The sequence below is a fragment of the Pseudoalteromonas sp. KJ63-1 genome (assembly GCF_055808145.1).
In genome coordinates this window covers 1,944,688-1,964,354 of record NZ_CM147855.1, presented here as the reverse complement: position 1 = coordinate 1,964,354, position 19,667 = coordinate 1,944,688, and the positions used below count along the sequence as shown (strand labels likewise).

Here is a 19,667-nt window from a genome sequence, read left to right as displayed (position 1 = left end):
ATTATGAAGGTTATTGCGATTTTCTAACCCGTAAATACCACTCAGATAGCAAGCGCACTTGTTTTTGGGTATAGCCTTTTTCAACCATACGATTAACAAAGTCCTCATGCTTTTGCTGATCTTCAGCAGATGTTTTAGCATTGAATGAAATAACAGGGAGTAAGTCTTCTGTGTTTGAGAACATTTTTTTCTCAATAACAGTGCGTAGTTTTTCATAACTCGTCCATAGCGGGTTCTTGCCATTGTTGTGAGCGCGAGCACGCAGTACAAAGTTAACAATTTCATTTCTGAAATCTTTAGGATTTGAAATGCCTGCCGATTTCTCAATTTTTTCGAGCTCAGCGTTAAGTGCATCACGGTCAAATAATTGCCCAGTATCAGGGTCGCGATATTCTTGATCTTGAATCCAAAAGTCAGCATAAATAACGTAGCGATCAAAGATATTTTGTCCGTATTCCGAGTACGATTCTAGATAGGCGGTTTGTAGCTCTTTACCTATAAACTCAACATATTGCGGAATTAAATAGCCTTTTAAAAAGCTTAAATAACGTTCTTCAACTTCAGCGCTAAATTGTTCTCGCTCAATTTGTTGCTCAAGCACATAAAACAAATGTACAGGGTTGGCGGCTACTTCGGTGGTGTCAAAGTTGAATACGCGCGATAAAATCTTAAACGCAAAACGTGTCGAAAGACCCGTCATGCCTTCATCAACACCAGCGTAATCGCGGTACTCTTGATATGACTTAGCTTTTGGATCGGTGTCCTTGAGTGTTTCACCATCGTAGACCCGCATTTTAGAGTAAATGCTAGAATTCTCTGGCTCTTTCAAGCGTGAGAGAGTAGTAAATTGAGCTAAAATTTTAAGTGTTCCTGGCGCACATGGAGCGTTGTATAATTCACTGTGCTCAATCAACTTATCGTAAATTTTAATTTCCTCAGTTACTCTTAAGCAATAGGGGACTTTAACAATATAGACACGATCTAAAAAAGCTTCGTTATTTTTATTGTTTTTAAAAGTTTGCCATTCTGACTCGTTGGAGTGGGCGAGTATCATGCCGCTAAATGGCAGGGCGCTTATACCTTCTGTACCGTTATAATTGCCTTCTTGGGTGGCTGTTAAAAGCGGATGTAACACTTTTATCGGTGCTTTAAACATTTCCACAAATTCCATTAGGCCTTGGTTAGCTAAACATAATGCGCCTGAATAGGCATAGGCATCAGGATCATTTTGTGCAAAGTGTTCAAGTTGGCGTATATCAACCTTGCCTACAAGAGCGGAAATATCTTGGTTGTTTTCATCGCCGGGCTCTGTTTTAGCAATTGCTACTTGATTTAAAATTGATGGGAAGCGTTTAACCACTCTAAATTGGCTAATATCACCATTAAATTCTTGTAAGCGTTTTGCGGCCCATGGCGACATCACTGTTTTAAGGTAGCGAGACTTAATTCCATATTCTTTTTCGAGCAGGTTAGCATCTTCAACGGGGTCAAATAATGCCAGTGGATGGTCATTAACCGGTGAGCCTTTAATTGAGTAAATAGGCACTTGTTGCATTAAATACTTTAATTTTTCAGCAATCGATGACTTACCACCACCAACAGGACCGAGCAGATAAAGCACTTGTTTACACTCTTCTAAGCCTTGTGCTGCATGTTTTAGATAAGACACAATTTGTTCAATAGCGTCTTCCATGCCATAAAAGTCGGCAAATGCGGGATAACGCGCAACAACTCGGTTAGAAAATAAGCGACTTAAGCGAGTATCGGTAGCAGTATCTACCATTTTTGGCTCGCCAATGGCCATCAGTAATCTTTCAGGTGCACTGGCATAAGCAGACTTATCGGTTTTACAAATTTCTAGAAATTCAGCAACACTGTACTCTTCTTCCTGTGTTGATTCATAACGCGCTTGATAGTGATCAAAAATAGTCATAATGACCTCCGAAACCTACTTGGAAAATGTATTCACTATTTGAAGTCTAGTCACGAATTTAATTTTTTGTGCAATAAAATTAAAAATTTATATGAAAAATGATCATGATGCGCTTTTATAAAATAACCTACGTATAAACGCGATTAATGCAAATTGCAGACATAAAAAAAGACGCTTAAGCGTCTTTTTAGATTTAGTATAAAACTAATTATGCGAAGTTAGCGTTCGCGAATTCCCAGTTAACTAGTGACCAGAAACCCTTAAGGTAATCTGGACGCACGTTACGGTAATCAATGTAGTATGCGTGTTCCCATAAATCCACAGTTAGGATTGGAGTAACACCTGCATCTGTTAATGGTGTTGCAGCGTTAGATGTATTAACGATGTCTAGTGAACCATCAGCTAGTTTAACTAACCAAGTCCAGCTTGAACCAAAGTTATTTACTGCTTTGTCGTTTAACGCGTCTTTAAATGCGTCAAATGAGCCCCATTTCGCGTTAATTGCATCAGCAATTGCACCTGTTGGAGCGCCACCGCCATTTGGAGATAGGCTGTTCCAGTAGAAAGTGTGGTTCCAGATTTGAGCTGCGTTGTTAAAAACACCGCCTTCTGAAGAACAAACGATTTCTTCAAGTGATTTACCTTCAAACTCAGTGCCTGGGATTAAACCGTTAAGTTTAGTCACATAAGTGTTGTGGTGTTTACCATGGTGAAACTCTAACGTTTCTTGTGAAATATGTGGCTCAAGTGCATCAATTGCATACGGTAGTGACGGTAGTTCAAATGCCATTTTTTATCTCCATCTTCTTTTGGTTGATAGTCTATTTAGTAATACGTAATGCCTGCGCAAACAGGGCACTTATCTATACCAAACAGGAATATAGTGTTACTATAATTGTTGAGTATTTTACTCAAGTTTTAGCAAACAGCAATGCTCTTGCTAAAGCTAATTAAGATTGAGGCTTTAATTGCCTATTTTAATCTATATATCTGAGGCCACAGTGAAACTTTTTCAAGGCCTAATGTGTTCGCTATCGTCATTTTGAGGTTGTAAATGGAAACCATCGATAAAATTAAACAGCAAATTGCTGAAAACCCAATCATCTTATACATGAAAGGATCACCAAAACTGCCTAATTGTGGTTTTTCTTCACAAGCATCACAAGCGTTAATGTCGTGTGGTGAACCGTTTGCTTATGTAGATATTTTACTAAACCCAGACATTCGTGCAGAGCTTCCTGCGTATGCTAACTGGCCTACCTTCCCACAACTTTGGGTTGAAGGTGAGTTAATTGGTGGCTGTGACATTATTATTGAAATGTTTCAACGTGGTGAATTACAACCACTTATCACTGAAACAGCTGCAAAGCATAAACCTGCAGACGCTGAATAAGCGTTTAGGTAAAAAAAGCTGCAATTTGCAGCTTTTTTTATGCCTATAAATTATTTACTCTTGTTGCTTATACGCTAAAAGTAAGGAGTGAGAAGGCAGCTTTACTAGGCTTTTACTTAGCTTACAAGGCCACAAACTTCAGAGCGCGATTGAACCGCCCCTAAATTGAGCAAGTTTTCATTCTTAAATAAGCAGTTCTCAAGGTAAACTTACAAAAACACTGATCCCGCCGACGTCCCGATTATGCAGGCTAATTTGCCCGTGATGAGCTTCAACAATTTCTCGACACAGTGCCAACCCTAATCCACTTCCTGCCACCTTGGTAGAATAAAAAGGGATAAGCGCACTGGCCATAACCGTTTCACTCATACCTTTTCCTTGATCGCTCACATTAATATGAGTGCCGAGGCTATCTTGTGTTATTTTTAAACTAATATGCTCTGCTAGCGACTCTGATTCATGGGCGTTTTTCAACAGGTTGATGAGCAATTGTTCTATTTGGGTTTGATCGGCTCGTGTGGTGATGTCTTTTTTAAGGTCGCAATTAAATTGCCATTGGCTTTGTAATTGATCGAGTAATAAATGCCAATCAACCGTTGTTATTTTAGGTGGTGGTAGTTTAGCAAACTTACCATAGCCTTGAACGAACTCGTTTAAATGCTTTATTCGCTCTTTAATGGTTGTGAAAACGCGTTGTAAACGAGGTTCATCCACTTTCTGAGTTAACAGCTGTGCACTATGTAACATGGATGACATAGGACCGAGTGAGTTATTGAGTTCATGGCTAATGATCCGAATAACCTTTTTCCAAACTTCAACTTCTTGGCGGCTCAATTCGCGGGTCAATTGTTTAAATACAAACAACCTGTGGTGTTGGTTGTTAAGCAATAAGCGACCCATTGAAAGATGCCATGTTTGCGGTTCTTGTTCTGCTTTATCGAGAATAAATAAACCATCTACGCCTTTATTAACGGCATTAATTATTTGCTGTGGGGCTTTAGATAATAATGATGAGATTTTTTCGCCTTCAAGGGCTGTACTTGCATTAAAAAAATCTCTCGCACTGTGATTACTATAAACAATAAAATCATTATCATTCACCAATAATACAGCTTGAGGGGAATTTTGTAATACCTTATCAAGCATCAACTCTCGTTGGTAAACCCATTGTTTTTCTTGTCTTAATTGCTTTGCAGTTTGGTTATAAAGCTGGCACAAATGACCTAATTCATCATTATGGTTATAGGCTAGTAAAGTTGATAGTTCCCCATCCTTAAAATTTAATAAGCCAGTTTCTAATGAAGTAATACCTTGGACCAGTTTACTACTGAGTCGATGAGCCAATAAACTACTTAGAGCGGCTGTGAAAATGACACTCAGTGCTGTTTTTATACCGTCAACATCCAGCAGCCAACAACAGATAAAAACAGGGATAACAGAGGAAAATACACATACTAAAATCACTTTAGAAGTTAAAGAGAAGCGGTATCCTGATTTAACCATTAGTAGGCAATCTCAAACTTATCAAGACGACGGTAGAGTGCTTGTCTGCTAAGGCCAAACTCACGGGCTACTTTGGCAATCACCCCTTTATGTAAACGCATGGCATCTTCAATTTGTTGTTTGTTAGGCTCTTTTTTTGAGTCTGTGTTTGAGGCGTAATAGGAGTTAAACCAAAGTCATCAATGCTTATCTCACCGCTGGGTTTAAGCACACTGACACGTTTACATGCATTTTCAAGTTCACGAACATTACCGGGCCATGAATGGGCTAAAAGTAGTTTTTCGCATTGTAAATCCAGCTCACGCTCTACTAAAAAATGACGAATAAGGGGAAGTATGTCATCCGGTCGTTGGTTAAGACTTGGTAAGTTAAGTTCAATTACATTCAAGCGGTAATATAAGTCTTCTCTAAACAACCCTTTGCTGATTGCATCTGTTAGGTTTTCATTGGTCGCTGATATTACACGGACATTAACTTTTCGGGTTTGAGTTGAACCTAAGCGCTCGAATTCTCCCGTTTGTAAAATCCGTAGGAGCTTCATTTGCCCTGATAAAGGTAGATTACCTATTTCATCTAAAAATAATGTACCGCCATCAGCCGCTTCAAATCGACCAATCCTTTGTTTTGTGATCCCAGTAAAAGCGCCTGCTTCTGCACCAAATAATTCTGCTTCTATTAGTTGGTGGGGAAGAGCTCCTGCATTGACCGTAATAAACGCAGCATTTTGGCGAGGTGAGTTTGTTTGAATAATTTGCGCTATACGCTCTTTACCACTGCCATTTGGGCCTGTTATTAATACGGAGATATCAGATTTGGCGACTTGTAATGCCATTTTAACTAATTGTTCCATGGCCGTACTGCGATAAATTAAACCTACTAAATTAGCGTTTTCTATTGATGCATCACGCTCTTGCTGGTGACGCAACAAGGTTTGGTTTTGTGCTTTTGTCTTTCCTAGTTCAATTAGATTATTAACACAGGTAAGAAGCTTGGCATCATCCCATGGTTTTGGTAAATAATCAGCCGCACCGGCTTTGACAAGTTCAACGGCCGTTTCAAGCTCGGTCCATGCAGTGATGAGAATAATGGGCAGATGGGGATTTAGCTCTCTCAGTTGATAAAAGAGCAATTTTCCCTCTTCTCCCGAGGTTGTATCGTTACTAAAGTTCATATCTTGAAGCACAAGTGCAATACGCTGATATTGCACAATTTGAATTGCTTCAAATGGGCTATTAGCAGTAACCACTTTATAGTCGTGAATCTCTAGCAATAATGATAGTGCATCTAAAATTGCAGGATTATCATCAACGATAAGTATTTTTTCCATGTGTGTAATCGCTGTTTTTATTATGTACTATTTTTATTAAGTAATGAGTGAAAATGCTACACCGTATTTGGCCAGTGTAGCATAGGTTGGGAGCTTCTTTATATTGTTCTAGTGGCGATACTAGGCGAAATATTTGCTGCGCGTTTAGCTGGACCAAATACAGCCAAAATACTCATTGTAAACACCATGGCTGCGGTGGCAGCAATATAACTTGGTGGTAATACTGCTATTGAAAAGTGTTGCATTAATAATTGACCCAATAATAGTGCTGCAATAGCACCTAAAAATAAGCCGGCACTGCAAATCAGTGCATTTTCAACTAAAAAATAATTAACAATTGCAGATTTACGAGCGCCTAAAGCACGACGGGTTCCAATTTGCTTGGTACGTTTATTTATATTAAATAGCGTCAAACCAAAAATGCCCAGTGCGGTTACCAATACCAGTATGGTTATGAGCACAATTAACATACGCATCATCAATGTGTCTTCAGCCATGTATTGGGCTTTATCTTGGTCAAGGCCCCGAACTCGGATAATTACACGTTTGTTGTAATTTTCTAGCATCTCGTCTTCAATTCGTTTAGCAATATTTGCCCGCTCATTGGCTGCTGTGCGAACTAAAAAATTCCCCGAAATATTAGGATTTATATAAGGAATTAATGCGACATTATTTGGGCGGCTGTCTTTGAGCCATGGGCCTTTTGCATGCTTAATTACACCAATGACTTTCATTGGAATATCACCAAGAAATATTGTTTTTCCTAATCCATCTTCATCAGGAAATAGCTCATTTAATAATGCCTGTGTCACAATGGTAACATTGGCACGCTGATCATTATCGTTAGTGACAACAACTTCGTCTTCTCTAAAATTGCGTCCTGCAATAAGTTCAACCCCAAGTGTTTTAATTGCATGATCATCTGTAAAAAAGTAAGCAGTTCTTGCAGAAAGCCCAGGCTCAGGAGCTGAATTGATACTGAAGTCAGAAGAGCTACCACTTCCCGATAAGGGTATGTTGTTTATATAGGCGGCGTCTTTCACTGCGGGCAAAGCTCTTAACATTGCTTCATCAAGTTCAAATTGTTGGTGGCTTTTGACATCCTTACCAAAGTGCATGACATGAAAAGCAAGTATTTCATCTTCGGGGTATCCTGTATCCTGGTTAAGATACGTTATTCTATCTTGAATAATAAACGCTGCGTTACTGACAATAGCAGTAGTAATAGCTATTTGGATAAGTAGCAACAGCGCACCAACTTTAGATCGACACAGTGCATGGAAAATAGGTTTAATTTCTAACATCATAATGCTCGTCCTTATTGGCTTTTTAGGTAAATTGCAGGATTGGTTTTACATACCAGCCAAGCAGGGTAAAGCCCAGCTATTATGCAGGTGCTAATTGCAATGAGTGGGGCGCTCAATAACATGGTTAAATCCATGGTCGCTAAGCTCTCGTAGTAGCTATAGCTTTGGCGAACACCCAATAAGCCAAACTGGGCAAGGACAATACCAAGTAGCCCACCTAAAAGTCCTAGCATGGCGACTTCGATAATATGTTGCATAAAAATCTGTCGCTTACTGGCTCCAAGTGCACGGCGTACACCGACTTCTGGGGCTCGACGTAAAAATTTTGCAAGTAATAAACCGAGGATATTCGCCAAACATACAGCCAAAAACATAAAACTAAGTGCGACTAAAATTTTGTTATCTTCACTGACCACGTTGTTATAGGCCATCCACTTGTTAACATCTCGAATACTGTAAGCTAACTCTTTGCGATTAAAACGACCAAACTTTTGTTGCTCTTGCATGTAGGCTAATAAATAATTTTCATAATCATTTTTTTGTTGTTCGTTAGTTAATTCAACCCAGAATTGAATCCACACCATTTCTGACTGTAACTTGGCACTAAAGCTTCTAACATCCTCATGTTTCCAACCATTGGTATTCCCCCAATTACCAAGCTGTTTTGCTTCAAGAAGACTAAATGGCATAAAAAGTTGTTCAGGGTCATTAAATGAACCATTATTTAAATCGTAGTATTTGATGGTTAATGGCCAGTTTCTAGTAACCCCAACCACTTCATAACTCGCATCATCAAGATAAATAATTTTACCCACTGAATTTTCGCCAGCAAAAAGCTTATTATTTAACTCTTCACTGATCACAACAACGGGGGCCGCGTTTTCTTCTTGCTGCAGAGACCATTTTTCACCATAGAGAAACTCAAGATCAAACATATTAAAAAATTCTGGGGTTGTTAGTCTCGCACTTTGGCTAAATGGTTTTACTGTGTCAGAGTCTATGTAAACAGAGAATCCACTGCGCACCATTTTTAAATGCTGGCCACCTATCTCTGATTTATATAGGTTTGCAGCATCTTGATAAGTTAGTTGTAGTGGGAGGTTATCAGACGTCCACCAAGTGTGGCCATCATCCATTACTTGCAACTGCACAGCATAGAGCTGGCTACTTTTATGCGCAATGGGATCCGCCGACATCATGTGATAAACGCTTAAACTCGTCATAGTAATGCCAATACCTATGGCAATCGCCAGTACCATTAAAAAGCTCACTAAAGGCGTGCGCTTGAAGCTGCGCCAACTTAAATCGAGGTAATGTAGTAGCATGGCTTAGGCTCCAGCAACATTTTTAAGGTTTTGTGCACCTTGGTATAGGGTGAAATCGGCAAGTTGACCGTCGACAACTTGAATGTTTCGAGGGGCACGCCGAGCAAGTTCTGCATCATGGGTGACCATGACAATGGTTGCGCCATCGCGATTGATTTGTTCAAGCAGCTCCATTACTTGACGAGCCATAAGGCTGTCGAGATTACCGGTTGGTTCATCGGCAAGTAAAAATCGTGGCTCGCCAGCAAGCGCGCGTGCTATTGCCACTCGTTGCTGCTGTCCGCCAGAGAGTTGCTGTGGCAAATGTTTTGCCCGAGAGGCAAGGCCAACTTGTTCTAAGCATTTTTCAATGCGACGTTTACGCTCTGCGGCTTTAATACCTCTATAACGTAGCGGTACTTCAATATTTTCATATAAGTTTAAGTCAGGTATTAAATTGAACCCTTGGAAGATAAAGCCTATTTTTTGATTTCGACAATCTGCGCGCTGGTTATCGTTTAACTTACCGACATCAATTCCATCAAGTAAATATTCACCTGCAGAGAAGGGCTCTAACATTCCAGCTATATTTAAAAAGGTCGTTTTTCCTGATCCGCTAGGGCCTGTAACAGCAATAAATTCGCCTTCATCAACGTGTAGATTAAAGTCACGTAATGCATGGGTTTGAACCATTTCTGTTTGATATACTTTACTTATATTATTCATCTTTAACATGCTTTTTCCTTTTATTGTTTGGTTCTACGCGATTGTTAGCGAAGTAATAATGTGTGTGTGTGTTTGAAACTGTTATAGCTTGAGATAATCAATTCATCGCCAGCTTGAACCCCTGAAATTAACTCAACCGCATTAATGCTGGTTGCACCAATTGAAATATCAATGAGCTGAGCTGTATCACCGGATATTTTATAAACCTGTGTACCGCCTTGTTGTAAAAATGCCCCACGCTTAACTTGTAAAACATCGTCACGATTTTCTAATAAAATACGTGCTGTTAATCGTTGGTTTTGTCTGATACCCGTCATGTCTTTGTTAAAACGTACCCGCGTTGTGACTTCTCTATTATTGACTTCTGGTGATATGGCAGAAAGGGTACCCATTACTTTGCTAGCGCCCATTGTTATCTCTACGTCCATACCTAAACCAAGCTCATTTGCATAACTTTCAGGAACTTGTAGTTCTGCTTCAAAATTGCTCAAATCAACTAAAGTCATTAGTGGTTGGCTTTGTGTTACCGCTTCTCTTTGTTGAACTAGCAGGTTACCTACAATCCCTGGCACAGTGGCTTTAATTGTTAAATTATTCACTTTACGAAGTAGATCATCGACAATCAGTTGTTGACGAGTGACATCTCGTTTAGCTGCCTGTAGCTCAAAGGCAAGTGTATCTTTGGACAATTCAACTTCTTGCTCTGCATGTTTATAAGAAAGTTTTGCGCGGGCAAGCTCATCAATGGCTTTTTCATGGTCAATTTGACTGATCACATTTTTTTGCATTGACAAGGTCGCTCTGCGATTCTCTCTATCGGCAGCGTTTAATTCTACTTGTGCTAAATCAAGTGCTTTATTTAGGCTTAATGATTGGCGGCGTGCTTCAAGATGTTTACGTTGTAGCTCGCCTTCAAGACGAGCTAAAACAGACTGTTGCTGCTTTAATTCGTTTGTGAGCTCGGGGCTCTCAACCATGGCTATTACATCATGCAGTTTCACTGTGTCACCAGCATTTACCTTTAATGAAACAAACCCTCGTTCAGGGCTGTAAACTTTTGGTGCTCTGGCGGCGACAATTTTACCGCTGGCTGCAACATCGCGTATTAGTGATTGGCGTACCACTGTAGCTATTTGTAGGCTTACTCTATCAACCGAGATAGTACCGTCTTGATCAGCATTTAATAGTGCATATACACATAGAGCAACTAGGCCCACAATAAATATAAACAGCCTGATGTATTTTTTAAAATTTATAGGTCGTGAGATTTGCGTGTCTTGCCCGCTAGTGTCTTTAATCATTATATGTTCTCTTAGTGTTTTTCAAACACAGTAATCATTAGCGAGGCAATAAACAGAATAATTGGTGAAATTAAAAATAAGCCAATAGTAAACATTCGAATGCCCTCAAAATTTATATAGTTATCCTGTATTCGAATAGCGTGCCAATTCTTATCTTATTGAATTTAATTGTTTTTTATTTTTAAACTTTCTTTTTATATGTCCGCGGACATAAAAAGTGTCCGCTGCGGGCACTTTTTTGATTTGTCTATCGGATGAGGTTACCTCAACGTAAAGCAAAGCAAGTTGTTAATTAATGCATAACATGAGGGGAGCGTTTATATCTATTGAATAAACTATGCGCTAATAGAAGCCGCTGTAATTAAATGTCGTGTTTAGATGTATTACGAATAAAGCAAAAATGATGGAATGACGTGTGGTGAATAGTTATTCATTTTGGTGGCACTTTACGTTTACGTAAACTGCCTGTTGTGATGAGGTTTTATTTACAAGTTTTTAAAAATAACACCGGTGTCAATCTATTTTTCGATCCGAAATTCGTGAAAATGTTAATATTTGGCACTGTTTTATAATTTTTTATTAAATTGAAATATATTCAATATAATGAATATGTATTCATAAAAATATTGACTCAAGGGTGGAATAACGCTAATTTTGGTCGTCTGTTAGCAAATCGTCGAGCCGTTCATCCACGTTAACAGCGCAGCAAGGGGAGGGGTCCATGTTATATGACTCAAAACTAGAAAAAGATAATTGTGGCTTTGGCTTAATAGCCCAAGTTAATAACCAAGCGAGTCACCGACTCATTCGCACGGCTATCACCGGTTTAGATCGCATGCAGCATCGCGGTGGTATTTCTGCTGATGGTAAAACAGGTGATGGCTGTGGCTTATTATTACAAAAACCAGACAGCTTCTTTCGTGCTATTGCTGCTGAGAATAATTGGCATTTAGGTAAAAATTACGCCGTTGGGATGATTTTCCTCAATGCTGATCCGGTATTAGCACAAGCAGCCAAAGATGTTTTAAGCGAAGAACTAGAAAAAGAAACGCTAAATATTTTGGGCTGGCGTGTAGTTCCAACCGATCCATCAATGTTAGGACCTATTGCTCTAAAACAATTGCCAGGTTTTGAACAAATTTTTATTAGTGCGCCAGAAGGTTGGCGTTCTAAAGATTTAGAACGCCGCTTGTATGTTGCACGTCGTCGTGCAGAAAAGCGTCTAATGGACGATGAATCATTTTATATTGCGAGCTTATCTGGGCTAGTCACAATATATAAAGGCTTAATGATGCCTGCTGACTTGCCTAATTTTTATCTTGATCTTGCGGATATTCGCATGACCAGTGCTATTTGTGTTTTTCATCAACGCTTCTCTACAAACACACAGCCTCGCTGGCCTTTAGCACAACCATTTCGCTATTTAGCGCACAATGGTGAAATTAATACTATTGAAGGTAACCGCCAATGGGCACGTGCCCGTTCTTATAAATTTGCTTCACCACTTATTCCTGATTTACAAAGCGCAGCGCCGTTTGTTAATGAAACAGGGTCTGACTCATCTAGTCTCGATAATATGCTGGAGCTATTTTTAGCTGGTGGTATGGATTTATTCCGTGCGATGCGCATGCTAGTGCCGCCAGCATGGCAAAAAAATCGAGCTATGGATGACGACTTACGTGCGTTTTATGATTTTAATTCAATGCATATGGAACCGTGGGACGGCCCTGCAGGCATTGTTATGTCTGATGGGCGTTTTGCAGCCTGTAACCTAGACCGTAATGGTTTGCGTCCAGCGCGTTATATTATTACTCAAGATGGTTTTATTACTTTAGCTTCGGAAGTGGGAATATGGGATTACACCGCTGATGAGGTGGTCGAAAAAGGACGCGTTGGCCCAGGTGAACTACTTGTTATTGATACAAAGCTTGGGAAAATTTGGCACTCAGATGAAATTGACCAAGATTTAAAATCGCGTCATCCCTATAAATCGTGGTTAGAAGAAAACGTTAAGCGCTTAACGCCTTTTGAAGCACTGACTGAGCAAGATGCAGGTAATCGCTCATTCGATGATGCAACTCTAGCCAAATATCAAAAGATGTTTGGCTATACCAATGAAGAGCTAGATAGCGTTATTCGTGTAATGGGTGAAAATGGCCAGGAAGCAACCGGTTCAATGGGTGACGATACGCCGTTTGCCGTTCTAAGCGAAGGGCATCGTTCACTCTATGATTATTTCCGCCAGAAGTTTGCCCAAGTGACTAATCCGCCAATCGATCCGTTACGTGAAAACCATGTAATGTCGTTGGCAACGTGTATTGGCAGTGAACAAAACGTATTTAATGAAACTACAGGGCATGCTAAACGCCTGCAATTTGATACCCCTATTTTAATGTATGCTGACATGCAGCAACTACTCAATGCCGATGAAGCACACTACAGTTACTGTAAGATTGACATTACTTACACCATAGAAGAAGGACTTGAAAACGCCGTTAAGCGTGTTTGTGATGAAGCGCAAGAAAAAGCAGCATCAGGCTGCATTATGCTCGTATTAACGGATCGTAACTTTGATGACAATCAATTACCTATTCCTGCTGCTATGGCGGTGGGTGCGGTACAAAAGCGTTTAGTTGATAATAACTTACGCTGTGAGTCTAACATCATTATTGAGACCGGCAGTGTTCGTGACGCGCATCAATTTGCGGTATTGTTAGGTTTTGGTGCTACTGCAATTTACCCGTATTTAGCGTACGAGTCACTGGTGGCTATGAGCGATAGCAAGGTAATTAATAAGTCATACTGCGAAGTGACACTGGCTTATCGTCAAGCAATTAATAAAGGCTTGTACAAAATCATGTCGAAAATGGGTATTAGCACCGTGGCTTCATATCGTTGTTCGATGTTGTTTGAAGCGGTTGGTCTATCTGACGCGATTGTTGAGATGTGTTTTAAGGGCGTTGCAAGTCGCATAAAAGGGGCGTGTTTTAGCGACTTTGATGATGATCAGCAAAGCTTGCATAAACTGGCGCTTAGTAAACGTAAATTATTAAGCCATGGCGGTTTATTCAAATACGTTCACGGCGGCGAGTATCATGCTTACAACCCTGATGTGATTCAAACGTTACAAAAAGCAGTACGAAGCGGCCAGTACAGTGATTACAGTGAGTACGCAAAGCTAGTTAATCATCGCCCAGTCGCGACGTTGCGTGATATGTTGGCCTTAAAACTTCCAGAAAAGGGCATTAGCATTGATGACGTAGAGCCTGCCACTGAGCTTTATAAACGTTTTGATTCTGCAGCGATGAGTATTGGTGCATTATCACCAGAGGCGCATGAAGCACTCGCAATTGCCATGAATCGTTTAGGTGGCTGCTCAAATTCTGGTGAGGGTGGCGAAGATAAACTACGTTACGGTACAGAAAAAAATTCACGGATTAAACAAGTGGCCTCCGGTCGATTTGGTGTAACGCCTCATTATTTACGCAGTGCGGATGTCATCCAAATAAAAGTGGCTCAAGGCGCTAAGCCGGGTGAAGGCGGGCAGTTACCAGGTGAAAAAGTAACGCCCTATATTGCAAAGCTTCGTTACTCGGTACCGGGTGTGACACTAATTTCACCGCCACCGCATCATGATATTTACTCTATTGAAGATTTAGCCCAGCTTATTTTTGATTTAAAGCAAGTAAACCCGAATGCACTGATTTCAGTAAAACTGGTATCTGAACCGGGCGTTGGCACAATTGCAACCGGTGTTGCAAAAGCGTATGCCGATTTAATTACTATTTCAGGCTACGATGGTGGCACAGGTGCAAGTCCCTTAACCTCGGTTAAATATGCTGGCAGCCCATGGGAGCTTGGCCTTGCAGAGACGCAACAAGCACTTGTCGAAAATGGCCTTCGTCATCGTATTCGTCTGCAAACAGATGGGGGGTTGAAAACCGGGCTTGATATCATCAAAGCAGCTATTTTAGGCGCTGAAAGTTTTGGTTTTGGTACCGGACCTATGGTGGCGTTAGGCTGTAAATACTTACGAATTTGTCACTTAAATAACTGTGCTACCGGTGTAGCAACTCAAGACGATACATTGCGTCAAAAGCACTATCATGGCTTACCAGAAATGGCGATGAACTACTTTAAGTTTATAGCTCAAGAAGCGCGTGAAATTATGGCAAGTTTAGGTGTTGCAAACCTAACCGATTTGATTGGTCGCTTAGATTTACTCGAAGCCATTGAAGGTAAAACAGCCAAGCAGCAAAAAATAGATTTATCAGCGGTTATCGCTCAGCCAAATAATCCAACGGGTGAAACCTTGTTTTGCAGTGCACCAAATAGCTCGCACTATTTAGGTGAGTTAAATGAGAGCTTACTCGGCAAGGCACAAGAGGCAATTGATAATTCAAGCGGCATTTCATTAGTCAGTCGTATTTGTAATACCGATGAGATCGGTAGGAGCTATGCTTTCTGGTTATATTGCTGATAAGCACGGCAATCAAGGTATGGCAGCAGATCCCGTGGTGATTGAACTTCATGGTACAGCGGGTCAGTCATTCGGTGTATGGAACGCTGGCGGCCTTGAAATGACTTTAGTTGGTGATGCCAACGATTACGTTGGTAAAGGTATGGCGGGCGGTAAGCTAGTTATTCGCCCACCACTGGGTTCGTCATTTGAAAGTCACAAAGCAACAATCGTAGGTAATACCTGTTTATATGGTGCCACTGGCGGTAAATTGTTTGCAGCAGGGTGTGCAGGTGAGCGTTTTGCTGTACGTAACTCGGGTGTGCAAGCCGTTGTTGAAGGCGTTGGTGATAATGGTTGTGAATATATGACAGGTGGCGTGGTATGTGTACTTGGTAATGTAGGAGTTAACTTTGGTGCAGGTATGACCGGTGGTTTCGCTTACATTTTAGATGAACGAGGTGATTTTGAGAAACGCATTAACCCAGAGTTGGTTGAAGTGGTTACTTTAGATGATTTGAGTTCACATCAAGAACATTTACGCGGCTTAATTGCTGATCATTTAGAACTAACGGGCTCATGCAGAGCAGAAACTATTTTAGCTAATTTTGAACTTTATTTACCGATGTTCAAATTAGTAAAACCTAAATCAAGTGACGTAAAAAGTTTACTCGGGCACCGTGCTCGCAGTAGCGCCGAACTACGTGTTCAAGCGCAATAAGGGGGCAGTATGAGCGAAAATGTATATCAATTTATAGACGTGCAGCGTGTAGACCCACGCAAAAAACCAATCTCGTCACGTAAAAAATCGTTCGTAGAAATTTATGAGCCCTTTTCAGAAAATCAGGTTAATTCACAGGCAGATCGTTGTCTTGATTGCGGTAACCCTTATTGTGAGTGGAAATGTCCAGTACATAACTACATTCCACAATGGTTAAAACTGATCCGTACAGGGCGCATTTTAGAGGCTGCTGAGCTATCACACCGTACTAACAGTTTACCTGAGGTGTGTGGAAGAGTATGCCCGCAAGATCGCTTATGTGAAGGCTCATGTACATTAGATGAAGAGTTTGGTGCGGTAACAATCGGTAATATTGAAAAGTACATCACCGATACCGCGTTCAAAATGGGCTGGAAGCCAGACATGTCCTATGTGACATGGACTGATAAAAAAGTGGCGATTATCGGCGCAGGACCCGCAGGGTTAGGCTGTGCTGATATTTTAGTACGCAACGGCGTTAAGCCAGTGGTCTTTGACCGTCACCCAGAAATTGGTGGACTGTTAACCTTTGGTATTCCTTCTTTTAAATTAGAAAAAGAAGTCATGCAAAAACGTCGCGAAATATTTACTGAAATGGGTGTTGAATTTAAGCTTAATGTCGAAGTGGGTAAAGACATTAGCATGGATGAAATACTTAATGAATATGACGCTGTATTTTTGGGAGTGGGGACTTATCAGAGTATGCGTGCGGGGCTTGAAAACGAAGATGCTCCGGGTGTGCATGATGCACTGCCATTCTTAATTGGTAACACCAACCGCGTAATGGGCTACGATGAGTCTAAGCAAGCGTGTATTGATATGGCAAATGAAAAAGTCGTTGTGCTAGGTGGTGGTGATACTGCAATGGATTGCGTGCGAACATCCATTCGTCATAATGCATTAAAGGTGACCTGTGCGTACCGTCGTGATGAAGAAAACATGCCTGGCTCAAAACGTGAAGTAAAAAATGCCAAAGAAGAGGGCGTGATTTTTACTTATAACGTTCAGCCAAAAGGGATTGTCCTTAATGACAAAGGCGCAGTCGCTGGCGTTAAAATGGTAAAAACTCAGCTTGGTGAGGCAGATGAAAACGGCCGTCGTCGTGCTGAAGAAGTCCCCGGATCAGAGCATATAATTGAAGCCACACAAGTGATTATGGCATTTGGCTTTAAGCCTCATAAAATGGACTGGTTAGAAAAATACGACGTAGAAATTAACAACTGGGGCGGCATCAATGCACCTGAGCAAGGTGAATTTACCCATCAAACTACCAACCCTAAAATATTTGCTGGAGGCGATATTGTTCGTGGTTCAGATTTGGTGGTTACCGCTATATTTGAGGGACGTAATGCTGCAGAAGGCATTATGGATTATTTAAAAGTGTAAGAGATTCTTTTGTTAGAATGGAGTCAAAAGCAAACCTTCGGGTTTGCTTTTTTATTCCCTCAGTTTTACAAACAAGGGTAAGTATTTATGGTTTACATAGTCGGTGTTTAAGGTATATAAAAAAGGATCGCAGGTTTTGACCTAGCTATTAACAATTATGAGATTTTACATATAAAAATGCCCGCTATACATAGATTGCGGGCATTTTTAAACGTGCTGTTATTTAATCCATCGAGAAGTGATCAAGGCTCGGTTTCACTCTGGCTTGTCGACGTTTCACACTTTTATAACAAATAAAATTACAAACAAGTTGTAAGGCAATCACTAACCAGCTCAATGTTATTAACCCATTTATTGAGGTACTTCTAAAAACTAACATAACAGCAATAACAATATGTACAATCAATGCCATATTTAAAAAACGATATAAGCCTTGTTTAAATTGTGTATGTTTAAACTTGCTAAACATGGCTAAAAGTACACTAACTGTAAGTAGTAGCCAGTTAATTGCTAAGCCAAAATAAATGACCGTTGTTTGCATCAAGGTATCCTCACCGTATCAAGGTAACGCACTATAAATGTATAATTTTATCCGTGCGCTTTTATAAGCTCTTTCGCATTTGCTTTAGCTGTTTTGCTAATGTTATCACCACCCAGCAAACGCGCAATTTCATTAACCCTGCCATCTTTATTCAATGCCAGCATATGCGTAAATGTTTCACCATTAGCGATTTCTTTGGCAACAAAAAATTGCTGATGAGCACTACTAGCCACTTGCGGTAAATGAGTTACACAAATTACTTGTGTCGATTTACCTAATTGGCGCAGTAGTTTACCAACGGCAGCGGCTGTTGGGCCAGAAATACCGACATCCACTTCATCAAATATAAGCGTAGGAGTCGTGACTTTTTGGGCAATAATAACCTGAATAGCTAAACTAATGCGTGATAGCTCACCACCAGAGGCTACTTTTGCTAAAGGTTGCAATGGTTGCCCTGGGTTTGTTGATACTAAAAACGATACATTATCAAAACCTAAGCTGTTTGGAGAGCGATCGGTATGTGCTGTAAGGGCTATTTCAAAAACGCCATTTTCCATAGATAAATTAGCCATGCTTTCGCTGATCAAGCCATTAAGTGTATTAGCGTATTGATGACGGCTGGCACTTAATTCCTCACTAGCCGTTTGATAATCTTCAAGAGCTGCTGCAATTTCACCTTCAAGCTGTTCGAGGCGTGAACTATTACTGCTTATAGAGTCTAGTTCTTGTGTTACATTTTGATGAAACTCAACGAGCTCTTGTGGCTTTATATGGTGTTTTCTTGCTAAATCCATAGCGCCACTAAGTCTGTTTTCTACTTCCGTTAAGCGAGTAGGATCTAAGTCAGCTTGTTCAGTATAATTGCGTATTTCTCTGCTTGCTTCTTCAACTTGAACCGCCGCTTCTGTCAGTAATGCTGCTACATTGGCCAGGGTTTCATCATAATGTGCAAGTTCATTAAATTGTTGCGCGCTGTGTTGTAAAAGAGAGCACGCATTTTGCTCATCACTTTCGTATAAGTGTTGTAGCTCGCGCTGACAAGATTGCAAAATAGTTTGACTATTACTGAGCTTATAATGCTCTGCTTCTATTTGTTCAAATTCACCTGTTTGCAAGGCAAATTCATCAAGTTCAGCTACTTGGTATTCTAATAACTGTTTCTGCGCAGCTTGTTGTTGCTGTTGATGTTCTAATTGTTTAAATTCTTTTTGTAAGTCAGCATAACGTTTATAGCGTTCGCTGACAGCATTAACTAAATTTTGGTGTCCGGCGTAGGCATCAAGTAGCTGTAATTGGTGCTCTGCTTTTAATAGATGCTGATGTGCATGTTGACCGTGTATAGAAATTAAATATTGGCCTAATTCTTTTAGCTGTGCAGCGGTTACTGGGCTACCATTAATATAGCTTTTGCTGCGGCCATTTTTACAAACAACTCGACGAAGTAGACATTCGTTATCGTCATTATTAAGCAAATTCTCTTCTAAAAAGGCATGAGCGTATGGCAGATTGGTTAAATCAAATTGCGCACTTACCTCGGCTTTATCAGTGCCTGGGCGCACAGCAGATGCTTCTGCTCTTTCTCCAAGGCACAGTGATAACGCATCAATAGCGATTGATTTACCCGCACCCGTTTCACCGGTAATAGCTGTCATGCCCGAATGCCATTCAGTGCTTAAATTACTTACAATTGCAAAATTTTTAATTTCTAAACCAATTAACATACTGTT

Annotated in this window: 11 protein-coding genes and 2 pseudogenes; 3 read left to right on the top strand and 10 right to left on the bottom strand. The window is 40.4% G+C overall.

Annotated features, from left to right (window positions below; genetic code table 11):
• Positions 1 to 10: 10 nt before the first annotated feature.
• Positions 11 to 1,933 (bottom strand): PrkA family serine protein kinase, encoded by a 1,923-nt coding sequence (locus tag AC0L7Q_RS09265; RefSeq protein WP_413402383.1) that lies wholly within the window; start codon positions 1,931 to 1,933, stop codon positions 11 to 13.
• A gap of 208 nt (positions 1,934 to 2,141) precedes the next feature.
• Positions 2,142 to 2,723 carry a superoxide dismutase gene (locus tag AC0L7Q_RS09260; protein ID WP_010388603.1) on the bottom strand — a complete coding sequence of 194 codons (582 nt, stop codon included), beginning with the start codon at positions 2,721 to 2,723 and terminating at the stop codon, positions 2,142 to 2,144.
• Positions 2,724 to 2,987: 264 nt separating this feature from the next.
• Between AC0L7Q_RS09260 and AC0L7Q_RS09255 the strand changes: the two genes are divergently transcribed.
• Complete coding sequence (locus tag AC0L7Q_RS09255) at positions 2,988 to 3,326, top strand: Grx4 family monothiol glutaredoxin (protein ID WP_008113155.1); 339 nt, start codon at positions 2,988 to 2,990, stop codon at positions 3,324 to 3,326.
• Positions 3,327 to 3,524: 198 nt separating this feature from the next.
• On the opposite strand, the gene AC0L7Q_RS09250 is transcribed toward AC0L7Q_RS09255, so the two are convergent.
• From AC0L7Q_RS09250 to AC0L7Q_RS09225, 6 genes and pseudogenes are all read right to left on the bottom strand, one after another.
• Positions 3,525 to 4,829, bottom strand: a complete 1,305-nt coding sequence (locus tag AC0L7Q_RS09250; protein ID WP_413402381.1) for a sensor histidine kinase — start codon at positions 4,827 to 4,829, stop codon at positions 3,525 to 3,527.
• Positions 4,829 to 6,156, bottom strand: a pseudogene (locus AC0L7Q_RS09245) (sigma-54-dependent transcriptional regulator). Before AC0L7Q_RS09245 ends, AC0L7Q_RS09250 begins: the two are co-directional and overlap by 1 nt.
• A gap of 98 nt (positions 6,157 to 6,254) precedes the next feature.
• On the bottom strand, positions 6,255 to 7,460 hold the full coding sequence (locus AC0L7Q_RS09240; protein WP_413402854.1) for an ABC transporter permease: 1,206 nt from the start codon (positions 7,458 to 7,460) through the stop codon (positions 6,255 to 6,257).
• A 14-nt stretch (positions 7,461 to 7,474) separates the two neighbouring features.
• On the bottom strand, positions 7,475 to 8,788 hold the full coding sequence (locus tag AC0L7Q_RS09235; RefSeq protein ID WP_413402376.1) for an ABC transporter permease: 1,314 nt from the start codon (positions 8,786 to 8,788) through the stop codon (positions 7,475 to 7,477).
• A 3-nt stretch (positions 8,789 to 8,791) separates the two neighbouring features.
• Positions 8,792 to 9,502 carry an ABC transporter ATP-binding protein gene (locus AC0L7Q_RS09230; protein WP_013465175.1) on the bottom strand — a complete coding sequence of 237 codons (711 nt, stop codon included), beginning with the start codon at positions 9,500 to 9,502 and terminating at the stop codon, positions 8,792 to 8,794.
• Between the two features lie 35 nt (positions 9,503 to 9,537).
• Positions 9,538 to 10,794 (bottom strand): efflux RND transporter periplasmic adaptor subunit, encoded by a 1,257-nt coding sequence (locus AC0L7Q_RS09225; protein WP_413402374.1) that lies wholly within the window; start codon positions 10,792 to 10,794, stop codon positions 9,538 to 9,540.
• 721 nt (positions 10,795 to 11,515) lie between these two features.
• Here AC0L7Q_RS09225 and gltB point away from each other — a divergent pair.
• Both gltB and AC0L7Q_RS09215 read left to right on the top strand, forming a co-directional pair.
• Positions 11,516 to 15,974: pseudogene (gene gltB, locus AC0L7Q_RS09220) on the top strand (glutamate synthase large subunit).
• Positions 15,975 to 15,983: 9 nt separating this feature from the next.
• The gene (locus tag AC0L7Q_RS09215) at positions 15,984 to 17,399 is read left to right on the top strand and encodes an FAD-dependent oxidoreductase (RefSeq protein ID WP_413402370.1); all 1,416 of its coding nucleotides are present in this window, start codon (positions 15,984 to 15,986) and stop codon (positions 17,397 to 17,399) included.
• Between the two features lie 223 nt (positions 17,400 to 17,622).
• Here AC0L7Q_RS09215 and AC0L7Q_RS09210 read toward each other — a convergent pair whose 3' ends face one another.
• A complete protein-coding gene (locus AC0L7Q_RS09210) occupies positions 17,623 to 17,940 on the bottom strand; it encodes a hypothetical protein (RefSeq protein ID WP_409423334.1) in 318 nt (105 codons plus the stop codon).
• Positions 17,941 to 17,987: 47 nt separating this feature from the next.
• On the bottom strand, positions 17,988 to 19,661 hold the full coding sequence (gene recN, locus AC0L7Q_RS09205; protein WP_413402368.1) for a DNA repair protein RecN: 1,674 nt from the start codon (positions 19,659 to 19,661) through the stop codon (positions 17,988 to 17,990).
• Between the last annotated feature and the right edge of the window lie 6 nt (positions 19,662 to 19,667).

Coding starts and splice junctions, on each gene's coding strand:
- AC0L7Q_RS09265 (WP_413402383.1), bottom strand. CDS start 1,933: ATGACTATTTTTGATCACTATCAAGCGCGTTATGAATCAACACAGGAA.
- AC0L7Q_RS09260 (WP_010388603.1), bottom strand. CDS start 2,723: ATGGCATTTGAACTACCGTCACTACCGTATGCAATTGATGCACTTGAG.
- AC0L7Q_RS09255 (WP_008113155.1), top strand. CDS start 2,988: ATGGAAACCATCGATAAAATTAAACAGCAAATTGCTGAAAACCCAATC.
- AC0L7Q_RS09250 (WP_413402381.1), bottom strand. CDS start 4,829: ATGGTTAAATCAGGATACCGCTTCTCTTTAACTTCTAAAGTGATTTTA.
- AC0L7Q_RS09240 (WP_413402854.1), bottom strand. CDS start 7,460: ATGTTAGAAATTAAACCTATTTTCCATGCACTGTGTCGATCTAAAGTT.
- AC0L7Q_RS09235 (WP_413402376.1), bottom strand. CDS start 8,788: ATGCTACTACATTACCTCGATTTAAGTTGGCGCAGCTTCAAGCGCACG.
- AC0L7Q_RS09230 (WP_013465175.1), bottom strand. CDS start 9,502: ATGTTAAAGATGAATAATATAAGTAAAGTATATCAAACAGAAATGGTT.
- AC0L7Q_RS09225 (WP_413402374.1), bottom strand. CDS start 10,794: ATGATTAAAGACACTAGCGGGCAAGACACGCAAATCTCACGACCTATA.
- AC0L7Q_RS09215 (WP_413402370.1), top strand. CDS start 15,984: ATGAGCGAAAATGTATATCAATTTATAGACGTGCAGCGTGTAGACCCA.
- AC0L7Q_RS09210 (WP_409423334.1), bottom strand. CDS start 17,940: ATGCAAACAACGGTCATTTATTTTGGCTTAGCAATTAACTGGCTACTA.
- recN (WP_413402368.1), bottom strand. CDS start 19,661: ATGTTAATTGGTTTAGAAATTAAAAATTTTGCAATTGTAAGTAATTTA.